Source organism: Methanimicrococcus stummii, assembly GCF_032594435.1.
Classification (GTDB): Archaea; Halobacteriota; Methanosarcinia; order Methanosarcinales; family Methanosarcinaceae; genus Methanimicrococcus; species Methanimicrococcus stummii.
On the sequence record NZ_CP131062.1, the window covers coordinates 677,925 to 698,621 of the forward strand.

A 20,697-nucleotide genomic window follows, 5' to 3' on the forward strand; every position below is an offset into this window, starting at 1 on the left:
TAAACTGATATTGGTTTAAAAAAATCAAGATTCTATAGCGATGATTTTAATTATTTATAAATTATTTATAAAGACAATAATTGACCGTATGAAATTAATAAACCTATGAAATATAGATATAAATGAGAAACTTGTATATTATAAATAATTATGATTTTTAAACCATATTTATTGTTAGAATAAAAACAGGTGTTTATAAAAATGGAAACTCGAAAAGTACAACAAACGGGTGGTTCAACCTACATTATTTCACTGCCGAAGCAGTGGGCTGAAAAAGTCGGAATCACGCCCGGTGCGCGTGTCGGTGTTCAACCGCAGCCGAACGGCAAATTATTAATCAGTCCCGTTATCGATTCAAAACCGCTCCGCAAAAAAACCATTGACATTACAAATGTCAACGAAAACGGTTTGGAAAGAGCGTTTATTGCAACTTATTTAGCCGGTTACGATATTATTGAATTTACGTCTCCAAAAATTACGGCTGATCAAAAGAAGACGCTTCGTGCGGTTTGTCATAAATTAATCGGTCCGGAAATTATCGAAGAAAGTTCGAATTTCGTTATCATTCAGGATATTTTAAGCCCGAATGAACTGTCAATCAAAAAAGCGGTTCAGAGAATGGCTTTAATTACAACGTCCATGTTTAACGACAGTATTTTAGCCGTTACCAATTGCGATTTAGACTTGGCAACTGACGTTATGGAAAGAGATAACGAAGTTGACCGCTTGTACATGGTTATTTCAAAACAATTCAAATCCATTTTATGCGGCACCGGATTTGTTGACACCGCCGAGGCGTCCATTGAAGAATATCACAATTACAGAATGGCGGCGGCGCCGATTGAAAGAATTGCCGACCACTCTCACAGAATCGCGCAAATCGTTATTCTTTTCCATCCGGAATTAGATGATAAAAGAGTTGCGGAAATCAGAAAAATGGCTGAATTCGCCGCCGACACGTTCAAAAAAGCCGTTGAATCTTTGGTGACTTTAAATCCGAGATTGGCGAATCAAGTCATTGAAAGCAAAGCCGATATGGATACGTTCATTACGCATTTTAACCGCAGTTATTTCGACAAAACGACGGATTTGTCATTCGGCACGATGATCGGCATTCGTACCGTCATTGACAGTATCGGCAGAATTGTCGATTACGCGGCAAATGTCGGTGAAGTGGCGATTGACGCCGCGATTGATTCGCCGGATACGAAGTGGTAATTCGCCGCTTCATTTCTTTTTCCTTTTTTTATTTTAATTTTAGAAAAGCAGATGCTGTTTTATTTTTTGTTTTTTAAAAAACAAAGGTTGTTTTTTATTTAAATTTTTAAAAAATGAATGTTGCTTTTCGTTTTAATTTTTTAAAAACGAATATTGCTTTTCGTTTTAATTTTTAAAAAGCGGAGCGGCTCGCGCGCGGCAGCGGTGCTGCGCGGCGGTTGCTGCGCAGAGACGCAGACGTAAACGGCAAGGTAGCCGGGCAAAACGGAAACAGGAAGGTAGCAGCAGCAAACGCAAACAGGAAGGTAGCTGTACCACGTTCGCGAAGCGAACGGCTGCACTTGAAAGAAGCTGATACAGGCACAAATGTAAACGGCAACGGCACAAACAAACAAACAAACCATGAGGCGAATAAATAATAATAAACAAAATCAGTTGTCGTTTTTTTCATTCAGTTCTTGGTGGCGAATCTCCAACGCCTCCTTTCACTCGCTTCGCTCGAGAAACTCGTCGTTGGAGGCGGTTGTTTTGTCTTTTCAATTATTTTCTTCAAAAACAAACATCGACTTTTTAAATTTGAAAAAAATTGAACTCCGTTTTTTCTTAATTTTTTTTATTTTTTGAATTTTATCGGGAGTTCGGGTTTCATTATTTTTGAAAAACCGATGTTTCGTTTTTGACATGAATTATAAATACTAGCTGTGACATTTTTGCTTAATTACATTTCATCGGCAAAATCAAATAAGACAATGCCGATAATGTTTTATTGAAAATTTATTAGAATTGTATCTCAATTGAATTTTAATATTTGTCAAAATGATTAAAAATTAAATTTTGAACTATTTTGATTTATTTTAAATTTCAATTGACAGAGACGATTCAATTTATATTCTGATTTTCCTTTGGAGGAAAAATATGGGCGTAATTTCTCAATTCAAAAATTTTTTCGGCAAATTGTTTAAAAAGAAAAATGCATGCATCGGCATTTACGGACCGCCGAATGCCGGCAAAACAACACTCGCAAACCGTATCATCAAAGACTGGAAAGATGAAGAATCCGAACCTGTCGGTTCCGTTTCCCACATTGCGCACGAAACCAGAAAAGCGCAGCGCCACCACAAATTGGAAATCGAATCCAGAGGCAGCAAAATCTGTTTGGACATCGTTGACACACCCGGTTTGGCGACAAAAATCGACTTCCACGACTTTATGAAAGAAGGCATGGGCGAAAAAGAATCCAAACAGCGTTCCAAAGAAGCAACGGAAGGCGTTATCGAATCCGTCAAATGGCTTGATGATTTGGACGGCGTCATCTTAGTGATGGACGCGACCGAAAACCCGTACACGCAAGTGAACGTGACAGTGATTGGCAACATGGAAGCGCGCAAATTACCGCTTTTGATTGTCGCCAACAAGATCGACCTTCCCGAAGCAGATCCGGAAGCAATCAAAGAAGCATTCCCGCAGCACCCGTTCATCGGCATTTCCGCAATGGAAGGAACAAATATGGAATCTTTCTACGAAGCAATTGCAAAACAATTCGGGTGATTTAAATGAGTGATATTCAACTTGATTTGGTTTCCGACGCGAAACTTTCCAGAATGGGCTCCACTGAAAAAGTGCGCTACATTATTGACGAAGTCCGCAAAGGAAAAATTATGGTCTTGGAAAAAGGCCTTGACCCGATGGAAGAAGCAAAACTGATTGAAATGACAATGACGGAAATCGAAGAAGATTTCTACGGTCTTGAAATCGAAAGTTACCCGCGCGATGACGCAGGACCTTCATTCCTCGGCAAACTCTTCAAAAAAGATGCCGGCCAACAGAAATTAACCGTTATCGGCCCGGCAAACCAATTAAAAACACTTAGAAAAGACAACTCGCTTATCAGCACGCTCGTGTCAACCAAATGACACAGCACTTTTCTTTTTATTTTTTTGAGCTTTTCATTTAATTTTGTTTTTCGTTTAATTTATTTTGTTTGTTTGCTTTTCATTATTTTGTTTTTCAGTTGTTTTATTTTTCATTTTGTTATTTTCATTTTATTATTTTCATTTTGTTATTTTCATTTTGTTTTCATGTCTTTCGTTTTGTTTTTTGTTTTACTTTCCCGACTTTGTTTATTTGTTTCGGAAAATAATATATAGCCTGTAAGCTAAATAAGCGAGATAATTTTGATAAACAAATTATTTTAAATTGAAATAAAGTCTTATTGAATTGTTACAAATTTATCGAATTTTGATCATTTTTATTGCGGTGTTTATCGTGTTGGGTCGGGAATTGCAGTCAGCAGAAAGAGTCAAAATCAAGTTGTCGGGAATTGATCCGCAAACACTTGTTTCTTTTGAGATGGGCAATCCGGATATTGATTTAATCTGCACATACGGAAAGATCACGCTTCAATGCCGTCAAGGCGTTTCGGATTACTCAATCGGGCTGATTTTAAAAACGATTTCCACAATTGATAATTCGGCAACCCACGAAACCGAAATTTCATGCGATTTTGATGACATTCAAAATTATCAGCGTATGGGCTATACACTCGTTTCCTATGGCCGTCACGACGGCCGATACCGTGTTACTTTTAATGTTCCATTTTCATCGGAAAAAGCCGTTTACAGTTTGACCGTCTCATTCTTTGACGAGCTTCAAAACGGAAAAATACTGAAAAAAGATTTCTATTGGAGCGGAAAAGATCACAACATCATTCAACTGTTCAATGAATTGAAAAACATAGACGGCTGGGAGATTAAAGAAATCAAAAACAAAGAAAGTTAAACATAAATTTTTAAAAATTTACTTTTCGCCTTTTTCTTTTGTTTTCACGTTTGCGTTCGTGTTTCATTTTTTTGTTTTTAGGTTTTTGTTTTTTGCGTTTCACTTTTTTGTGTTTGTTTTTACTTTTTGTTTGCTTTTTGTTTGCTTTTTGTTTTGCTTTTTGTTTTGCTTTTTGTTTTGCTTTTTGTTTTGCTTTTTGTTTTGCTTTTTGTTTTGCTTTGTATTTTTTGAGATTTTCTTTTCAAACTTCAAACAAAGATTGATACGGCAAACTTTTTTTCTCGAAATATTTTTAAGAAAAGGCGGTATTTGTTCCACACCTTTATATGTCAGTATATAAATTAATGTAAATTCATTTTTGATTTTCCGCAGTCGAATTTCAAATTATTTTATGATTCAAATTTATCATTAATTTAGTTAATTTATCATTAATTGAGGATTACTTATGCTTCAGGAAATACCGGAGAAATACGAAACCCAAAAGGTTGAGGAACAAGTCAACCAATTTTGGAATGAAACCGACGCGTATCGTAAAACACGCGAAGGGCGCAAGAACGGGAAAAAATTCTTTTTCGTGGACGGTCCGCCGTACACAACCGGACATATTCACATGGGAACGGCCTGGAACAAAGTCATTAAAGATTCTATTTTAAGATACAGATCCATGAACGGCGACGCTGTCACGGACACGCCCGGCTGGGACATGCACGGCCTGCCGATTGAAGTGAAAGTCGAAGAAAAACTCGGCTTCCGGTCCAAAAAAGACATCGAAACGTTTGGTGTCGGCAATTTCATTCAAGAATGTAAGTCTTTTGCTATTGAAAAGAAAGGCGACATGACCAATCAGTTTAAGGCGCTCGGCATTTGGATGGACTGGGACAATCCATACATGACGCTTAAAGACGAATACATCGAAGCTGCCTGGTGGGTCATTCAGAAAGCGCATGAGAAAAGCCTTTTGGAAGAAGGAAAGCGTGTTGTCAACTGGTGCCCGCGCTGCGAGACTGCAATCGCCGATTCTGAAGTGGAATACATGGACCGCGACGACGATTCGATTTACGTCAAATTCCCCGTCAAAGGCGAAGAGAATTTTTATGTCGTGATTTGGACGACAACGCCGTGGACAATTCCGTCAAACGTTGCCGCCGCCGTTCATCCCGACGCGGAATACGTTGTCGTGAAAGCAACGCGCGAAGACGGAAAAGTCGAGAAACTTCTCATCGGCAAAGAATCCGTTCCGCTCATCATGAAAAGAGGCAAATATACGTCTCACGAAATTCTTGAAACGAAAAAAGGCGCCGACCTTCAAGGCCTCGAATACACGGCGCCGCTGGCTGACGAAGTTCCGGCGCAGGCTGAAATGGCGCACGCCGTTTATCCGGCCGATTATGTTTCATTGGACAATACCGGAATTGTTCACATCGCGCCCGGACACGGTTTGGACGACTTCGGCGTCGGTACCAAATACGGTCTTCCAATTTTCTGCCCGGTCGGCTCAAACGGATCTTACACCAAAGAAGCCGGAAAATACGCCGGCATGAACATTCGCGATGCCAACAGCGTGATTATTGAAGATTTGAAGAACAAAGATTTGCTTCTTTCTCAGGGCAAAATCACGCACAGATACGGACACTGCTGGCGCTGCAAAACCGCAATCATCTATTTAGCGACCGAACAGTGGTTCTTGGATGTCGGAAAAATCAAAGATGAAATGCTCAACGCGATTGACAACGACATCGAATGGACGCCGGAGTGGGCCGGATCCGCCCGTTTCAGAGACTGGGTGGCCGATGCACGCGACTGGTGCATTTCCCGCCAGCGCTACTGGGGCATTCCGGTTCCGATTTGGACCTGTCCCGACTGTAAAAAGCGCGCCGTCTTCGGCACGAAAAAGGAATTGATTACGAAAGCGCAGCTGACCGGCGATATTGAGCTTCACCGCCCGTATGTCGATGAAGTCGTTTTGGATTGCGAGTGCGGCGGCAAAATGGTTCGAACAAAAGATGTGTTTGACGTTTGGTTTGACTCAGCCGTTGCGTCTTTTGCAACGCTCGGCTTCCCGGGTGAAACCGAACGCTTTGAAAAGATGTGGCCGGCGGACTTTATCACGGAAGGACACGACCAAACGCGCGGCTGGTTCTACTCTCAGCTCGGCGCATCCATGGCGGCATTCGGAAAAACGCCGTACAAAAGTGTTTTGATGCACGGCTTTACGATGGATAAAGACGGCAAAAAGATGTCAAAGAGTCTCGGAAATGTTGTCGCGCCCGATGAAGTGATTGAAAAATACGGCGCGGACGTTCTTCGCGCTTATTCGCTTTCTTCCAGCGCGCCGTGGGATGATTTGAAATTCGTTTGGGACGATGTCGCAACCGTCAACAGAACTGTCAACATTCTTTGGAATGTTTACAAATTCCCGCTGCCCTACATGGTTTTAGACAACTTTGATCCGCTGAAACATCCGGCGGAATCCTTAACGGGAAGTATGCGCGAAGAAGACAAATGGATTTTGTCTCGTTTGCAGTCCACTGTTACGGAAGTGACGGAGGCGATGGATGAAAAAATGCTTCACAAGGCGCTTCGCAGTTTGTTTAATTTCATTTTGGAAGACTTGTCGCGCTGGTATATTCAGCTGATTCGTCCGAGAACATGGACAGACGCGACTGATCCGGACAAGCTTGCGGTGTACGCGACGCTTTATGAAACGTATGTGACGCTTGCGAAATTAACGGCGCCGTTCATGCCATATTTGTCGGAAACCATGTATCAGAATTTGGTGAGAAATGTCGATGAAACCGCGCCGATTTCCGTTCATATGAACGATTGGCCGGCCGCGAAAGAAATTTTCGTAAACGCCGAACTCGAAGAACACATGAAAATCGTCAGAAACGTTGTCGAAGCATCTTCCAACGCGCGCCAAAAAGCCGGCCGCAAGCTGAGATGGCCGATTTCCAGAATCGTTGTCGTTCCGACCGATGAGAACGTGGCTGCTGCGTTGACGCATTTGAGAGACGTTTTACTTGAGCAGACCAATGCCAAAGACGTTCAGGTTTTAGCTGTCGGCGAAGCTTGGAAAGATTTGGACGTTCAGATGACGCCGAACCAAAGCGTTCTCGGTCCGTCGTTTAAACAGGACGCGAAAAAGGTTGCTGACGCGCTCATCGAAGCCGGCGCCAAATCTTTAAAAGAAGTTTTCGATCACGTGGCAGAAATGGAACTTTCCTTGGCTGACGGCTCAACCGTCACCGTGACGGCTGAAATGGTCATCTTTGAGGAATTGATTCCGGAAGGAATCGCGGGCAGCGAATCCGACTGCGGCATGGTTTACGTTGACGCGAAACTGACCAGAGAATTGGAATCCGAAGGATACACGAGAGAAGTCACTCGCAGAATTCAGGACATGAGAAAAGAATTGGATTTAGCCGTTGACGCTCAAATCACCGCCGCCATTGAAATTAAAGACGAACACGTTTCCGATTTAATCAAAGACATGACCGAAACAATCGCAAACGAAGTTCGCGCCGGCGAATTAACATTGAACTCCGGCGCTGTCGCCGGCGATTTAGTGAAAGATTGGGATATCGAAGGCGTACAAATGACAATCGGTATCAAGGAGAAGAAAGCTTAAGCTTTCTTTTCATTTCTTTTTTCTTTTCATTTTTTCTATTTCTTTTTATTTTTCTCTCTTTTTTTATTTTGTTATTAAACCAAAACATCGTTTTTCATAATTTTATCAAACCCGAACTCCCGATAAAATTCAAAAAATTACAAAAATTTTAAAGAAAAACGGAGTTCAATTTTTTTCAAATTTAAGAAAAAACGATGTTTGTTTTTGAAAAAATGAATGGAAAAACGAAATAACCACCTCCAACGACGAGTTTCGCGAGCGAAGCGAGTGAAAGGAGATGTTGGAGATTCGCCACCATAAATTAAATGAAAAACGAAACGATTGTTTTTGTTTGAATTTTCTGCTACTTTACTGTTTGCGTTTGCTGTTATTACCGTGTGGTTTGCGTTTGCGCGTGCATTTTCTCTTTTTTATGACAGCCGTTCGCTTCGCGAACGTGGCACAGCTACCTTTCCGGTTCCGTTCTGCCTAGCTACCTTACTGTTTCCGTTTTGCACCGCGCCTGCCGCCAACACTGCGGTCGGCAGCGCCGCCGCGCGCGAGCCACACCATTTTTTCAAAAAAATAAAACAAACCCGAATTGCATTTTTTAAAAAAATCAAACGACTCTGACTTTCATTTTTCAAAAAAAACAAATGAAACGAACTGCATTTTTCAAAAAGATTAAACAAGTCTGACCTACATTTTTTACAAAATATTTTCGATTGTAAACCTGTCAAGCAAAAATGTTTTAAAATTTGTTTTACATTTAATTATTCACTATCTTTATTTTCTTTTTATTTTTGGCTTATTGGAAATTTTAATTTTACACTTACAATCGCATTTACACTTACAATCGTTGAGGAATTACGTCATGTCAATGGAACTGTCGCCGCTGATTATGGATTTAGCATTGATTTTAATTGCCGCCGGCGTTATGACGCTTATTTTCAAGCGTTTCAAACAACCGCTTGTTTTGGGTTATATCGTCGCCGGGCTGCTCATCAGCGGATATTTGGCCGGATATCTTCCCGAAACCATCGGGCAGTATATACCGTCCATATCCGATTCGGAAAACATTTCCGTTTGGGCCGACATCGGCGTTATTTTCCTTCTTTTCGGTCTCGGTTTGGAATTCAGTTTCAAAAAGTTGATGAAAGTCGGCGGAACGGCTTCAATTACCGCGATTACCGAAGTCGTTTCCATGCTGGTCGTCGGTTTTGCAATCGGCTATTTAATGGGCTGGAATTATATGGACAGTTTATTTTTAGGTTCCATGCTCGCGCTTTCTTCAACAACAATCATCATCAAAGCCTTTGAAGATTTGAAACTCAGAGGACAAAAATTCACAAACGTCGTTTTCGGCGTTTTGGTTGTCGAAGACTTAATCGCCATTTTAATGATGGTTTTGCTCCCGGCAATCGTTCTCGCGCAATCGTCTCTCGGAATGGAACTCATCGAAAGCGTCGGAAAAATGGTTTTCTTCCTGGTTTTGGTGTTTATTGCCGGCATTTACATTTTACCGACGATTTTCAAATATATCCGCAAATACATGAATGATGAAACGCTTTTGATTGTCGGCATCGGACTGTGTCTCGGAATGGTCGTCCTTTCCGTCGAAGCGCATTTCTCATCCGCGCTCGGCGCGTTTATCATGGGATCCATTCTCGCGGAAACCATTGACGGCGAAAAAATCGAACACGTCACAAAACCGATTAAAGACTTATTCGGTGCCGTCTTCTTCGTGTCCGTCGGCATGATGCTCAACCCGCAGGTTTTGGTTGACTACGCCGGCCCGATCATCATCATCACGGTCGCAACAATTCTCGGAAAAGCATTCTTCTCAAGCTTCGGCGTTTTGATTTCCGGACAAAATTTAAAAGTTTCCATGCAATCCGGATTTTCACTCGCGCAAATCGGAGAATTCGCGTTCATTATTGCCGCGCTTGGTGTGAGTTTAAAAGTTACAAGCGATTTCTTGTACCCGGTTGTCATTGCGGTTTCCGTGATTACGACATTCACATCGCCGTATATGATTAAGTATTCCGATCGCGCTTACGACGCATTTAACAAAATATTGCCGGCGCGCGCGCGCAACTTTTTGAACAATTACGGATCGGGAAGCAAAACTTTGAACAAAGACAATACTTGGAAAAAAGTTTTAAAATCCAATATTTTCGTCATCGTCATTTACAGCGTTATTTTGGTCGCGATTGCGATTTTATCCGTGACATACATTTCGCCGTTTTTCAATGAAAAAATTGGCGGCTGGCAGGGTTCGTTAATTTCAGTCGTTGCGACGCTTGTGGTAATGGCACCGTTTTTAAGCGCGCTTTTGATGAGCAAGTTGAAGACGAAAAATTTCCAAACGCTTTGGAACGACCCGAATTTCAAGAAAGGATATTTGTTTTCGCTCATGCTGGTTCGATTCCTTATCGCGGCGTTGATTGTCGGCTATGTCATTTTCATGGAATTTACATCAAAAGCCGGCATGGTTGCTATTTTCGTAATTTTCGCGATTGCTTTTGCGCTTTGGTCAAAAACGCTTCAAAAACAATACACGATGTTTGAAGAGCGTTTCCTGAAAAATTTAAACGAGCGCAGTGAAAGCAAATTGAAAAAGGAAGCTGATGTTTCGGATTTGGAAAATGTTCACATGGACACGTTTGAAGTTGACCCGGAATCGCCGGCAATCGGAAAAACACTTGCGGAACTCGATTTCCGCAGGAAATACGGCGTCAATGTGGTTTCAATCATCAGAGGCGATCAACGCTACAACATTCCGGGCGGAAGCATGCGCGTTTACGCGTGGGACAAAATTATCGTTCTCGGAACGGATGAGCAGATGAGCGCGTTCCGTCAGGAAATTGAAGACAATTCGATTGCGCCTGAAAAGAAAGAAGAGGAAGAAGTCATTCTTCAGCAATTCGTGGTTGAAGAAGATTCGCCGCTTCTCGGAAAACCGCTTTGCGACTGCGCGATTCGCGACAAATCGGAATGTTTGGTTGTCGGCGTTGAACGCGATGAAGAAACGATTATGAACCCTGACGGCAGATTTGTCTTCCACGAAGGCGATATCGTTTCCGTTGTCGGTGAAAAAGAAAAAGTCAAAAATCTTTGCTGTGTTGTTTCGGAATAAAATGATAGAATTTATTCCGAATTTTTAAATTTTTTCAAAAAAACAAACATTGAATTTCATTCAATTTAATGAAACCGGCGCCGGTTTTCAATCAAAAATAAAGATTGAAAACCCGGCACTTTTTTTATTAATTTTTGAAAAACGAATGTTTGGTTTTTCTTTTAAAATTTTCAAATTGAATGATTAATTCAAAATGATTAAAAAATGTTGAATTAAAACTATTAAGGTAATTTTCAATAGATATATCATTTTCATGACAATTTGTCATTAAAGACAGATTTTTAAGAAATTACATTTACTTCTGCTACCTTACTGTTTCCGTTTCGCACGGCTACCTTGCTGTTTCCGTTGCTGCTGTCACCTGCCGCCCGGCACAGCTGCCGCCGGCAGCGCCGCCGCGCGCGAGCCGCTCCGCTTTTAAGATATATGAAATAAAAATGAAGCCCTTTTTTTCAAAAAATTAAACAAAACCGAAAATTCGTTTTCAAAAAATAAAATAGAAAATTAAACGTCGGAAGAAGATTTTTCCGACATTTTCTTTTCAACTTGTTCAAAGGTTTCGTCTAAATTATCGCTGCTGAACTGGCTGTTGTAAAGCATCGCGTAAAACCCGTCGGCTGCCATTAATTCGTCGTGGCTGCCTTGTTCGATAATTTCGCCTTTGTTAATCACCAGGATCAAATCCGCGTTTTTAACGGTGGAGAGGCGGTGCGCAATCACAAAGCTTGTTCTGCCCTTCATGAGCGTCGCCATCGCGTTCTTGATGTGAACCTCGGTCAGCGTGTCAACGTTGCTTGTCGCCTCATCTAAGAGCAAAATGACGGGGTCTGAGAGAAATGCTCGCGCAATGGTCAGCATTTGCTTCTGGCCTTCCGAAATGTTGGAAGCATCCTCGTTAATGACGGTATCGTAACCGTGCGGCAGCTTTCGAATAAAAATGTCGGCATACGCGGCTTCAGCGGCTTGAATGATTTCGTCATTTGACGCGTCTTCGTTGCCGTAAGCAATATTTTCGCGAACGGTGCCGTTAAACAGCCACGGCGTTTGAAGAACCATGCCGAACAAGTCTCTTAAATCATGGCGCTTCAATCGGGTAATATCAGTGCCGTCAATCAAAATTCGGCCGCCGTCAATTTCATAAAACCGCATCAGCAAATTCAAAATTGTTGTTTTGCCGGCACCGGTCGGACCGACAATCGCAACCGATTCGCCGGGCGAAATTTGAAGATTCAAATCACGAATGACAGGCTTTCCCGGCTCGTAGCCGAAAGAAACATGATCGAAAACAACCGCGCCTTTCGGATTAACAACATCTTCAGCATCCGGAGAATCAAGAAGTTCCTCATCTTCGTCCAAAATTTCAAAGACGTGTTCGGCCGCCGCAAGCGTTGACTGAATCGTATTAATCACGGTTGAAATTTGCGTAATCGGCTGCGTGAATTGTTTGGAATACAAAATAAACGACTGAACGTTTCCGATATTCATCGAGCCGGCCAAAACAAACAGACAGCCGACGATACAAACAATCACATAACCGATGTTTTGAACGGAAAACAAAACCGGCATCGCAATTCCCGAAATAAACTGCGCCTTCCAGCCGACATCATACAAACCCTCATTGACGCCGTCAAACTTTTCCGACGCTTTTCGCTCCTGTCCGAACGCTTTGATAATTTTGTGACCGGTATACATTTCTTCGACATGACCGTTCAAATCCGCCATCATCTCCTGCTGCTGCTTAAAATACGGCTGAGATTTGCTGACAATCATTTTTGTCAAAACCGCCGAAATCGGCAGAATCATAAAGCAAATAAACGTCAGCAGCGGATTCAAATAAAGCATAATGAGAATAATCCCAAGAAGCGTGACCGTTGCCGTAATCAGCTGAACAATGCCCTGCTGAAGCGTATTGCTGATCGTATCCACGTCGCTTAAAATCCGGCTCATGATTTCGCCGTGCGTGTGAGTATCGTAATATTTCAGGCGCAGGCGCGACAATTTCGAGCCGACTTCGGAACGCAAATCGGAAACAACTTTTTGCGTCACATTCGCCATAATATATTGCTGAGCGTACGCGAAAAGCGAGCTTCCGACATACAAACCAAGCAGCAAAAGAAGCAGCGTTGTCACGGAAGAATAATCAATTGAAAAACCTTCGGTGCCGCCGTTGACGATGCCTTCGAATAAAACATTAATGATATCGCCGATGACGAGCGGCGCTAAAACTGTAAAAGCCGTGCTTAAAATCGCCAAAACCAAAACAACCGTGATTCCGACTCGATGCGGTTTTAAATATCCCAGCAATCGATTCAGCGTTGTCTTGAAATTTTTCGGTTTTTCAACCGTTCCGAGAAATCCCGGGCCGGGGCCGTCCGGACCTTTTCTTTTCCGTCCCGTAAACGTGCGGTTTTGCGCTTTTGGAGACTGTGATGTTTGCGGCGTGCTCATTCTTCCGCCTCCGTGCTGCCGGTTTGGGATGCGACAATTTCTCGATACACTTCGCAGTTTGCCGTTAATTCGGCATCCGTTCCGATTCCGGCAATCTCACCGTTATCCAAAACGATAATTTTAGAAACATTTCGAATTGTTGCGACGCGCTGCGCGACGATGAGAACCGCCGCGTCTTTGATTTCCGTTTGAAGCGCGTGTCTGAGATCGGCGTCGGTTTTGTAATCCAGCGCTGAAAAATTATCGTCAAAAATGTAAATTTCGGGACGTCTGACAATCGCGCGCGCAATCGTCAGCCGCTGTTTCTGGCCGCCCGATACGTTTGTTCCGCCTTGCGAGATGTAAGAATGAATGCCTTCTTCCATGTTTTCAACAAATTCGGAAGCCTGAGCGATTTCAAGCGCTTTCCAAATTTCTTCTTCAGTTGCGTTTTCCTTGCCGTAGCGAATGTTTTCGGCAATCGTTCCCGAAAATAAAACGGCTGTTTGCGGAACGAATCCGATTTTTCGGCGCAGGTCGGATTGTTTGAGGTTTTTGACATTGATGCCGTCAACCAAAACAATGCCGTCGGCAACGTCATAAAAACGCGGCACCAAACTGATGAGAGAAGTTTTTCCCGAACCCGTGCCGCCGATAAGCGCCGCCGTCTCGCCGCGATTGATTGAAAATGAAATATTTTTCAGGATCAGCTCGTCAGAATCGGAATATCTGAAAGAGACATTTTTAAATTCAACGGCAGGAATATTCGCCGGTTTTTCAAATTCGAATTTTTCCGGCGCGTCGGGGTCTTGAATTGTTTCATCGGTGTTCAAAACTTCCAAAATACGATCGGCGGAAACTTTCGCGCGCGGAATGATGATGAAAATAAATGAAATCATGACGACTGACATCATAATCATTGTCACGTATTGAATAAACGCCATCATGTCGCCGACTGTTAAATTCGCGGTTTCGATTCTGTAGCTTCCAAACCACAAAACGGCGATGGTCGCCAAATTCATTAAGAAAAGCATTCCCGGAAAAAGAACCGCGACAATTCTGTTGACTTTTAATGAAACGGCGGTTAAATCAGCGTTCGCTGCTTCATATTGTCGGGAAGCGGCTTCTTCTTTATTAAAAGCGCGAATTACGCGAACGCCGGTTAACCGCTCGCGCAAGATTCGGCTGACATTGTCCAGCTGTTTTTGCATTTCCTGAACACTCGGAATGATTTTTCGGGAAACAAAATAAACAAAAATTGCAAGCAGCGGAATGACCAATAAAACGACAAGCGACAGCATAATGTCTTTATTAATCATCAGCAGAATGCTGCCGAGAAATGTCAGCGGCGCGACGACGACGACGCGAAGCATCATCATGATGACGTTTTGAAGCTGCGTGACATCGTTTGTCGTACGCGTCACAAGCGTGGACGTGCCGAAGCGGTCAAATTCTTCCGGCGGAAAATAATCAATTTTATCAAAGAGGTCTTTTCGAAGAAGTTTTGAAAAGCCGGCGGACGCTTTTGACGTGAAGAATCCGGCGGCGATTGAAAAAATCATACTGAAAACGGTAATGATGAGCATGTACGCGCCCATCGTGTAAATATAATCAATGTCGCCGCCGACAATTCCGACATCCACCATTTTTGCCATTAAATCGGGAAGCAGAAGCTGCGTCAGACATTGCAGAAAGATGAGAAAAACCGCTGCCAGAACGGCAAAACGGTAAGGAAGCAGATATTTCATCAGTTTTTGCATATGTATAATCCATCCGTTATTAGAAAAATAAAAAGAATAAATTAGAATGAATAATTAAAGTATTTATAAGTATATAAAACTCAAAATCATTAAAATAAAACAAATTCAAAACAAATCGAATCAAATTCAAAACAAATTCAAAAGGTCACAAAAATGGATTATACGAACTGGGAACCTTTTTATCAAATTATTTTAAATCGTTTTGGTTTTTCTGAAAAATCAGATATAAAAACAGCGGAATGGTTTTCGGATGTTTTAACCGCCCTTCATTTTTCAGAAAAAACGGAAGACGATTCAATCAAAGAGTTGAAAAATAAAATCGCCGGCAAAAATATTGTCGTTTGCGGCAACGCGCCGTCTCTTAATGACGAATACCTCCAATTTCAAAATCAAAAAAACACAACGGGCGATGAAATATATATTGCCGCCGACGGTGCAGCTTCTGTTTTGCTGAAAAATCGGAAAGTGCCGGATATTATCGTTACAGATTTGGACGGCAAACACCAAAACGATGCGATTAAAGAAATCGAAGCGACAGACAAAGGCGCTTTGCTTTTAATTCACGCACACGGCGACAATTTGGACAAATTAGAAAAATACCTGCCTGCGTTTTCCGATAAAATTAAAGAAAATGCCGTCGTCCCAACGTGCCAATGCCGCCCGCCGAAAAAATTGCACAATTTCGGCGGATTCACAGACGGCGATCGCTGTGTTTTTTTAGCCGACGAATTCGGCGCCGCTTCCGTCACGTTAATCGGTTTTGATTTTAACGACCCCGATGTTTCGCCGATGAAGAAAAAGAAGCTGCAATGCGCCGAAAAACTCATTCAAATGATTCGCGAACAAAACTCGAAAATCAGATTTTTTTCAGAAATTTGAAAAAAAATCGGGTTTTTTGAACTTTTTTAAAAAAAGGTTTGAGTTTTTTGAATTTTTTAAAAAAGGGGAGTTAAGTTTTTAAATTTTTTAAAAAATGGTGCGGCTCGCGCGCGGCGGCGGTAGCTGCGCCGAACGGCAGGTAGCAGCAGCAACGGAAACAGCAAGGTAACAACGCAAAACGGAAACGGTAAGGTAAATGCGCCACGCTCGCGAAGCGAGCGGATGTGATAAGAAAAAGCAGATGCACGCGCAAACGGAAACCTGTAGGCAGCAATGCAAATAGAAACAGCAGATAGCAGCAGCAAACAGAAACAACAAAGCAGCAACTGTAAATCGAAACTGTAAATCGCCGCGCCTCATTCATAATAAACATTCAATTTCTTTAAAAAATCAAATAAAACCCGACATTCATTCTTAAAAATATAAATAGAATGGATACCACTTCATTTATTGTTATTTTGATTTTATGAGTTTCAACCAGGATTGAAAATAAAATGGATACGCTTGTTGTTTGTATTGACCGGGACAACGATCTCGGAGAAAAAGCAAAAGTCATCACGCCGGTCGTCGGGCGCGGCGCCAATATTGCCGCAGCCGTCAGCTTGGCGACGGTTGACCCCGAAGATTCCGACACAAACACAATTTTTGGCGGCATCCGAATTTTAGACGAACTTCGAAGCCTCGGCGTTGACGCCGAAATCGTTTCATTCGCAGGCGATAAAAACGTCGGCACGATTTCGGATAAAAAAATTGCCGACCAGCTTGACGAATTTTTAGCGAATCAAGATGTCAAAAGCGCGGTTTTCGTATCCGACGGCGCAGAAGACGAATCTTTAATTCCGCTGGTTCAATCCCGTGTCAAAGTCGATTCGGTTCAAAGAATCGTTGTCATGCAGAGCGAAAATTTAGAAAGCACGTATTACATGATTAAAAACTTCTTAAAAGATCCGAAACTGCTTCAAACGTTTTTCGTCCCGATCGGTCTCGCGCTTATCATTTACGCTTTGGCGATGGCGACAAGCAATCCGCAGTGGGCCATCATCGGAACGTTCCTTGTTGTCGGTTTTTACATGATTCTTCGCGCCTACTCGCTCAACGACAAATTGATTCTCAGCTGGACGGAATTGAAAAAATCATTCCACTCGCATCAGCTTTCGTTCGTGACAACAATCGCATCCGTCCTTCTTTTCGTGATCGGAACGATTACCGGCGCAATCAGCATTTGGAACATCACCGGATTTTCCAACATCAGCTATTACGGATTCGCGTCGCTGATTTCCCTGTTCATAAAAAATGTGGTTCTTTGGTACGCCGGATCCCTGTTTGTTTATCTTCTCGGAAAGATCTTTGACAGAATTTACGCGAAACAAGAATATCAGGATTTGATTATCGAGATGCTTTTCGTGCTTTCCGGAACGCTTTTGTTCTGGAGCGCCGGCAGCTACGCTTTGTCACTCACATTATCTGAAACCGGTTATGTGTTCCCGGTCGCGTATTTCGTTTACAGCGTTGTTTTAGCAGTCATCATCGCGCTTGTCGGCATTTATTTCTCCGCGAACCAAAAGAAAGAAGAACTTGAGCCCGAAGAAAAAAAGCCGGAAAAACCGGAAACAAAAAAGCCGGAAAAGACAATTACTGTCAGAGACGAAGATGATTTGGAAGACGAAGATGAAGAAAACGTTTCCGAACCGGTGAAAATCAAAATCGGAATTCGAAGCGGAAAAGAGTAATTTCTAATTTTTTTTACTTTTTTAACTTCTTTAAACTTTTTTTATTTTATTTCAATAAAACCGTTGCGCATTTTGATTTTATTTTCAATAAAATGAGACTCATTTTTTGTGTCATTTCAGAAAAATGATGCAGCTCGCGCGCGGCGGCGCTGCCGCGGCAGGCGCAGCAGCAAGACAGCAAGCAAAACGGAAACAATAAGGTAGCCGTGCCACGTTCGCGAAGCGAACGGCTGTTATGAAAAAAAGCAGATGCATGTGCAAATGCAAACCGTAAGGTAGCAACAGCAAACACACTCAGCAGGTAGGCAGCAAACATAAATAACAAAAAACTGCAACAGAAATCTGTAAAACAAAAAGAAAAACGAACGACGGTTTTATTCGTCTTCGTCAAAATCAATGTAATAACTTTGAGCTTCCACGACTTCCGTACTGTTTTTCGCCGCCGCGTAATCATTCAGCGGCTCTTCGTTAAGTTCAATAAAAGAATGGCCCCAATTGAATTTGGACATCACTTTTTCCGCCTGTTCTTTTCGACCCATAATATAAAGCGCGGCCGCAAATGCTTCCGCGGAATTTAAACGAAACGGGCGGCCGAAATTAACCGGATTTGCCGCCAAAAGGTAGGGAAGCGCGCGCCTCTGTAAATCAAATTTTTCAAGCAGTGGAAACATTTCTTCCGCATGCTCCCAAGAACAATCCAAAACAATAATCCCTTTTTTCAAATTATCGGCGCGAGAAAGCGCCTGCTCGGCCGTCGGATCCATTAAAATCGCGCCGCGCGGCGTTTCATTGATATTTTCATACTTGCGCGCCAAATCAAATTTGGAAAGTTTGACACCGCTGCATTTTTTCGGATCGCATTGATTGGCGTAATAAAGATAGAGGCGAACATCTTTTTGCGCCGCCGGAGGCGCATCTGATTTTGCCGCCGCGTTTGAAAAGTTTGCCTGTTTGCCGTATCGTTCTGTTCTGCCGTATTCCATACAATCCCCTTTTGATTTCATAAAGCATGTTTTCTTTTTATTCTTTTTGATTTCAGCTGTTAAAAATCAAAAATCAAAAAAACAAAAATTAAAACCAAACAGTTTAAAATGAAAATACCAATGAATTAAAAATATATTATACGAATATATTTATACACGTAAAACACTATTATAAAATTAATTAAATCAATTGATTCAAAAGAGGTGTTCGTTTTGAATACGAAAAATCAGGAAACAAAAGAAATGACAAATCAACCGCACTCACAAAAACTAACGTCTGTCAACGGCGCCCCCGTTGCCGACAACAACAACATCGCGACAGCAGGTCCGCGCGGTCCGGTGCTTTTGCAGGATGTTTGGTACCTTGAAAAAATGGCGCACTTCGATCGCGAAGTCATTCCCGAAAGACGCATGCACGCCAAAGGATCCGGCGCGTTTGGCACATTTACGGTGACGCATGACATCACAAAATACACGAAAGCCAAGATTTTCTCCGAAATCGGCAAACAAACGGAAATGTTTGTCCGCTTCTCAACCGTTGCCGGAGAGCGCGGCGCAGCGGATGCCGAGCGTGACATTCGCGGCTTTGCCATGAAATTCTATACGGAAGACGGAAACTGGGATCTTGTCGGCAACAACACCCCCGTTTTCTTCATTCGCGACCCGTTGAAATTCCCGGATTTGAACCACGTTGTGAAACGCGATCCGAGAACGAATTTGAGAAGCCCGAAAAACAACTGGGACTGGTGGACGCTTCTGCCGGAAACGCTTCATCAGGTGACAATTACGATGAGTGACCGCGGCATTCCGTGTTCTTACAGACATATGCACGGCTTTTCAAGTCACGCTTACAGCATGATAAACGATAAAAATGAACGCGTTTGGGTGAAATTCCATTTGACAACGCAGCAGGGCATCAAAAATATTTCCGACGAGGAAGCCTGCAAAACTGTCGGCATGGATCGTGAAAGCCACCAGCGCGATTTGTACGAAAGCATTGAAAAGAGAGAATTCCCGCGCTGGACCATGTTTATTCAAGTGATGACGGAAGCGCAGGCAAAGGAAATGCCGTACAATCCGTTTGATTTGACAAAAGTGTGGTATCACGGCGAATTTCCGCTCATCGAAGTCGGTGTCATGGAATTGAATAGGAATCCGGACAATTATTTCGCCGATGTCGAGCAAGCGGCTTTCAATCCGGCGCACGTTGTTCCGGGAATCGGTTTCTCGCCGGATAAAATGCTTCAAGGGCGTTTGTTTTCATACGGCGATGCGCAGCGTTACAGACTCGGCGTCAATCATTACCAGATTCCGGTCAATAAACCGCGTTTCGGCTACCACGCTTACCACCGTGACGGACAGATGCGCGTTGACGGCAATTACGGAAGCACGCTCGGCTACGAACCCAACAGCTACGGCGAGTGGGAAGAGCAGCCGGAATTTAAAGCACCTGCACTTGAACTGACAGGCGCTGCCGACAATTGGAATTTCCGTGAGGACGACAGCGATTACTACACGCAGCCCGGAAAATTGTTCCGTTTGATGACGCCGGATAAGCAAAAACTGCTCTTTGAAAACACGGCTCGAAACATTGATGGCGCAACGCTTCAAACAAAAGTTCGCCACGCGGTTAATTGTTACCGCGCCAATCCGGATTACGGTAAAGGCGTTGCCGATGCGATGGGAATCGAATGGCATTTGGTTGAAAAGAATCTGAATGTGACCGATTTGAAGCAAATTAAAGTCTGAAATTTAAAAGGTGAAAAGAATGATTAAAGCTGCTTTTTGGCTTTAATTATTCAATTTTATTTTTGTTTAATTCTCGATTTTTCTTTAATTTCTCAATTTTTTTAATTTTCTCAATTTTTCTTTAATTTTTCTTTTTTTTGTTGTTTTTATTTGTGTCCAATTCTGCGCCGCTTGTACTGCTGTTTGCATTTGCTCTTTCTTATCACATCCGTTCGCTTCGCGAACGTGGCCGCCGTTTCAATCAGGTTTCCGTTTGCCGCTGCTACCGCCAGGTTTCTGTTTGCCGCTGCTACCGACAGGTTTCGGTTTGCCGTGCTGCCCTGCAGCTCGCAGCCGGCAGCAGCTGCCGCCGCGCGCGACACGCCCGATTTTTCAAATAATCAAATGATAAACCAATCATTTCGTTTTTCAAATAATCAAATGATAA

At 42.7% G+C, this 20,697-nt stretch carries 18 protein-coding genes; 11 read left to right on the forward strand and 7 right to left on the reverse strand.

Going from position 1 to position 20,697, the window contains the following annotated elements:
• Positions 1-201: 201 nt before the first annotated feature.
• On the forward strand, positions 202-1,218 hold the full coding sequence (locus MmiEs2_RS03330; protein WP_316560015.1) for a phosphate uptake regulator PhoU: 1,017 nt from the start codon (positions 202-204) through the stop codon (positions 1,216-1,218).
• A gap of 140 nt (positions 1,219-1,358) precedes the next feature.
• On the opposite strand, the gene MmiEs2_RS03335 is transcribed toward MmiEs2_RS03330, so the two are convergent.
• Complete coding sequence (locus tag MmiEs2_RS03335) at positions 1,359-1,559, reverse strand: hypothetical protein (RefSeq protein WP_316560016.1); 201 nt, start codon at positions 1,557-1,559, stop codon at positions 1,359-1,361.
• A 574-nt stretch (positions 1,560-2,133) separates the two neighbouring features.
• Here MmiEs2_RS03335 and MmiEs2_RS03340 point away from each other — a divergent pair.
• The 3 genes from MmiEs2_RS03340 to MmiEs2_RS03350 all read left to right on the forward strand — a co-directional run bounded on the left by MmiEs2_RS03340 (position 2,134) and on the right by MmiEs2_RS03350 (position 3,996).
• Positions 2,134-2,766 carry an Era-like GTP-binding protein gene (locus MmiEs2_RS03340; RefSeq protein WP_316560017.1) on the forward strand — a complete coding sequence of 211 codons (633 nt, stop codon included), beginning with the start codon at positions 2,134-2,136 and terminating at the stop codon, positions 2,764-2,766.
• A gap of 5 nt (positions 2,767-2,771) precedes the next feature.
• The gene (locus MmiEs2_RS03345; RefSeq protein ID WP_316560018.1) at positions 2,772-3,131 is read left to right on the forward strand and encodes a DUF2073 domain-containing protein; all 360 of its coding nucleotides are present in this window, start codon (positions 2,772-2,774) and stop codon (positions 3,129-3,131) included.
• Between the two features lie 352 nt (positions 3,132-3,483).
• Positions 3,484-3,996: a hypothetical protein gene (locus MmiEs2_RS03350; RefSeq protein WP_316560019.1), complete on the forward strand. Its 513-nt coding sequence runs from the start codon at positions 3,484-3,486 to the stop codon at positions 3,994-3,996.
• Positions 3,997-4,095: 99 nt separating this feature from the next.
• Here MmiEs2_RS03350 and MmiEs2_RS03355 read toward each other — a convergent pair whose 3' ends face one another.
• Positions 4,096-4,314, reverse strand: coding sequence for a hypothetical protein (locus MmiEs2_RS03355; RefSeq protein ID WP_316560020.1), 219 nt, complete (start codon positions 4,312-4,314; stop codon positions 4,096-4,098).
• A 127-nt stretch (positions 4,315-4,441) separates the two neighbouring features.
• Here MmiEs2_RS03355 and ileS point away from each other — a divergent pair, with 127 nt between their 5' ends.
• The 3 genes from ileS (at position 4,442) to MmiEs2_RS03370 (ending at position 10,742) form a co-directional block, all read left to right on the forward strand.
• Positions 4,442-7,624, forward strand: a complete 3,183-nt coding sequence (gene ileS, locus MmiEs2_RS03360; RefSeq protein WP_316560021.1) for an isoleucine--tRNA ligase — start codon at positions 4,442-4,444, stop codon at positions 7,622-7,624.
• Between the two features lie 327 nt (positions 7,625-7,951).
• Complete coding sequence (locus MmiEs2_RS03365) at positions 7,952-8,236, forward strand: hypothetical protein (RefSeq protein ID WP_316560022.1); 285 nt, start codon at positions 7,952-7,954, stop codon at positions 8,234-8,236.
• Between the two features lie 241 nt (positions 8,237-8,477).
• Positions 8,478-10,742, forward strand: coding sequence for a monovalent cation:proton antiporter family protein (locus MmiEs2_RS03370; RefSeq protein WP_316560023.1), 2,265 nt, complete (start codon positions 8,478-8,480; stop codon positions 10,740-10,742).
• A gap of 504 nt (positions 10,743-11,246) precedes the next feature.
• Here the strand turns inward: MmiEs2_RS03370 and MmiEs2_RS03375 are convergent.
• Complete coding sequence (locus MmiEs2_RS03375; protein WP_316560024.1) at positions 11,247-13,190, reverse strand: ABC transporter ATP-binding protein; 1,944 nt, start codon at positions 13,188-13,190, stop codon at positions 11,247-11,249.
• On the reverse strand, positions 13,187-14,929 hold the full coding sequence (locus MmiEs2_RS03380; RefSeq protein ID WP_316560025.1) for an ABC transporter ATP-binding protein: 1,743 nt from the start codon (positions 14,927-14,929) through the stop codon (positions 13,187-13,189). The genes MmiEs2_RS03375 and MmiEs2_RS03380 overlap by 4 nt, the downstream gene beginning before the upstream one ends.
• A 153-nt stretch (positions 14,930-15,082) precedes the next feature.
• On the opposite strand from MmiEs2_RS03380, the gene MmiEs2_RS03385 reads away from it, so the two are divergent.
• Positions 15,083-15,808 carry a 6-hydroxymethylpterin diphosphokinase MptE-like protein gene (locus tag MmiEs2_RS03385; protein ID WP_316560026.1) on the forward strand — a complete coding sequence of 242 codons (726 nt, stop codon included), beginning with the start codon at positions 15,083-15,085 and terminating at the stop codon, positions 15,806-15,808.
• Between the two features lie 56 nt (positions 15,809-15,864).
• Here MmiEs2_RS03385 and MmiEs2_RS03390 read toward each other — a convergent pair whose 3' ends face one another.
• A complete protein-coding gene (locus tag MmiEs2_RS03390; protein ID WP_316560027.1) occupies positions 15,865-16,113 on the reverse strand; it encodes a hypothetical protein in 249 nt (82 codons plus the stop codon).
• A 189-nt stretch (positions 16,114-16,302) separates the two neighbouring features.
• Between MmiEs2_RS03390 and MmiEs2_RS03395 the strand changes: the two genes are divergently transcribed.
• A complete protein-coding gene (locus MmiEs2_RS03395; RefSeq protein WP_316560028.1) occupies positions 16,303-17,538 on the forward strand; it encodes a DUF373 family protein in 1,236 nt (411 codons plus the stop codon).
• A gap of 111 nt (positions 17,539-17,649) precedes the next feature.
• On the opposite strand, the gene MmiEs2_RS03400 is transcribed toward MmiEs2_RS03395, so the two are convergent.
• On the reverse strand, positions 17,650-17,826 hold the full coding sequence (locus tag MmiEs2_RS03400; RefSeq protein WP_316560029.1) for a hypothetical protein: 177 nt from the start codon (positions 17,824-17,826) through the stop codon (positions 17,650-17,652).
• Positions 17,827-17,912: 86 nt separating this feature from the next.
• The gene (locus MmiEs2_RS03405; protein WP_316560030.1) at positions 17,913-18,521 is read right to left on the reverse strand and encodes a DUF367 family protein; all 609 of its coding nucleotides are present in this window, start codon (positions 18,519-18,521) and stop codon (positions 17,913-17,915) included.
• A 243-nt stretch (positions 18,522-18,764) separates the two neighbouring features.
• Between MmiEs2_RS03405 and MmiEs2_RS03410 the strand changes: the two genes are divergently transcribed.
• Together MmiEs2_RS03410 and MmiEs2_RS03415 are read left to right on the forward strand one after the other, a co-directional pair.
• Positions 18,765-20,270, forward strand: coding sequence for a catalase (locus MmiEs2_RS03410; RefSeq protein ID WP_316560031.1), 1,506 nt, complete (start codon positions 18,765-18,767; stop codon positions 20,268-20,270).
• A 152-nt stretch (positions 20,271-20,422) separates the two neighbouring features.
• Positions 20,423-20,650 carry a hypothetical protein gene (locus MmiEs2_RS03415; RefSeq protein ID WP_316560032.1) on the forward strand — a complete coding sequence of 76 codons (228 nt, stop codon included), beginning with the start codon at positions 20,423-20,425 and terminating at the stop codon, positions 20,648-20,650.
• Positions 20,651-20,697 lie beyond the last annotated feature (47 nt).

Bases quoted from the DNA above. Each gene is read 5' to 3' on its own strand.
- MmiEs2_RS03405 (WP_316560030.1), bottom strand. From the start codon at position 18,521: ATGGAATACGGCAGAACAGAACGATACGGCAAACAGGCAAACTTTTCA.
- MmiEs2_RS03370 (WP_316560023.1), top strand. From the start codon at position 8,478: ATGTCAATGGAACTGTCGCCGCTGATTATGGATTTAGCATTGATTTTA.
- MmiEs2_RS03340 (WP_316560017.1), top strand. From the start codon at position 2,134: ATGGGCGTAATTTCTCAATTCAAAAATTTTTTCGGCAAATTGTTTAAA.
- MmiEs2_RS03380 (WP_316560025.1), bottom strand. From the start codon at position 14,929: ATGCAAAAACTGATGAAATATCTGCTTCCTTACCGTTTTGCCGTTCTG.
- MmiEs2_RS03395 (WP_316560028.1), top strand. From the start codon at position 16,303: ATGGATACGCTTGTTGTTTGTATTGACCGGGACAACGATCTCGGAGAA.
- MmiEs2_RS03330 (WP_316560015.1), top strand. From the start codon at position 202: ATGGAAACTCGAAAAGTACAACAAACGGGTGGTTCAACCTACATTATT.
- MmiEs2_RS03375 (WP_316560024.1), bottom strand. From the start codon at position 13,190: ATGAGCACGCCGCAAACATCACAGTCTCCAAAAGCGCAAAACCGCACG.
- MmiEs2_RS03410 (WP_316560031.1), top strand. From the start codon at position 18,765: ATGACAAATCAACCGCACTCACAAAAACTAACGTCTGTCAACGGCGCC.
- ileS (WP_316560021.1), top strand. From the start codon at position 4,442: ATGCTTCAGGAAATACCGGAGAAATACGAAACCCAAAAGGTTGAGGAA.
- MmiEs2_RS03385 (WP_316560026.1), top strand. From the start codon at position 15,083: ATGGATTATACGAACTGGGAACCTTTTTATCAAATTATTTTAAATCGT.
- MmiEs2_RS03345 (WP_316560018.1), top strand. From the start codon at position 2,772: ATGAGTGATATTCAACTTGATTTGGTTTCCGACGCGAAACTTTCCAGA.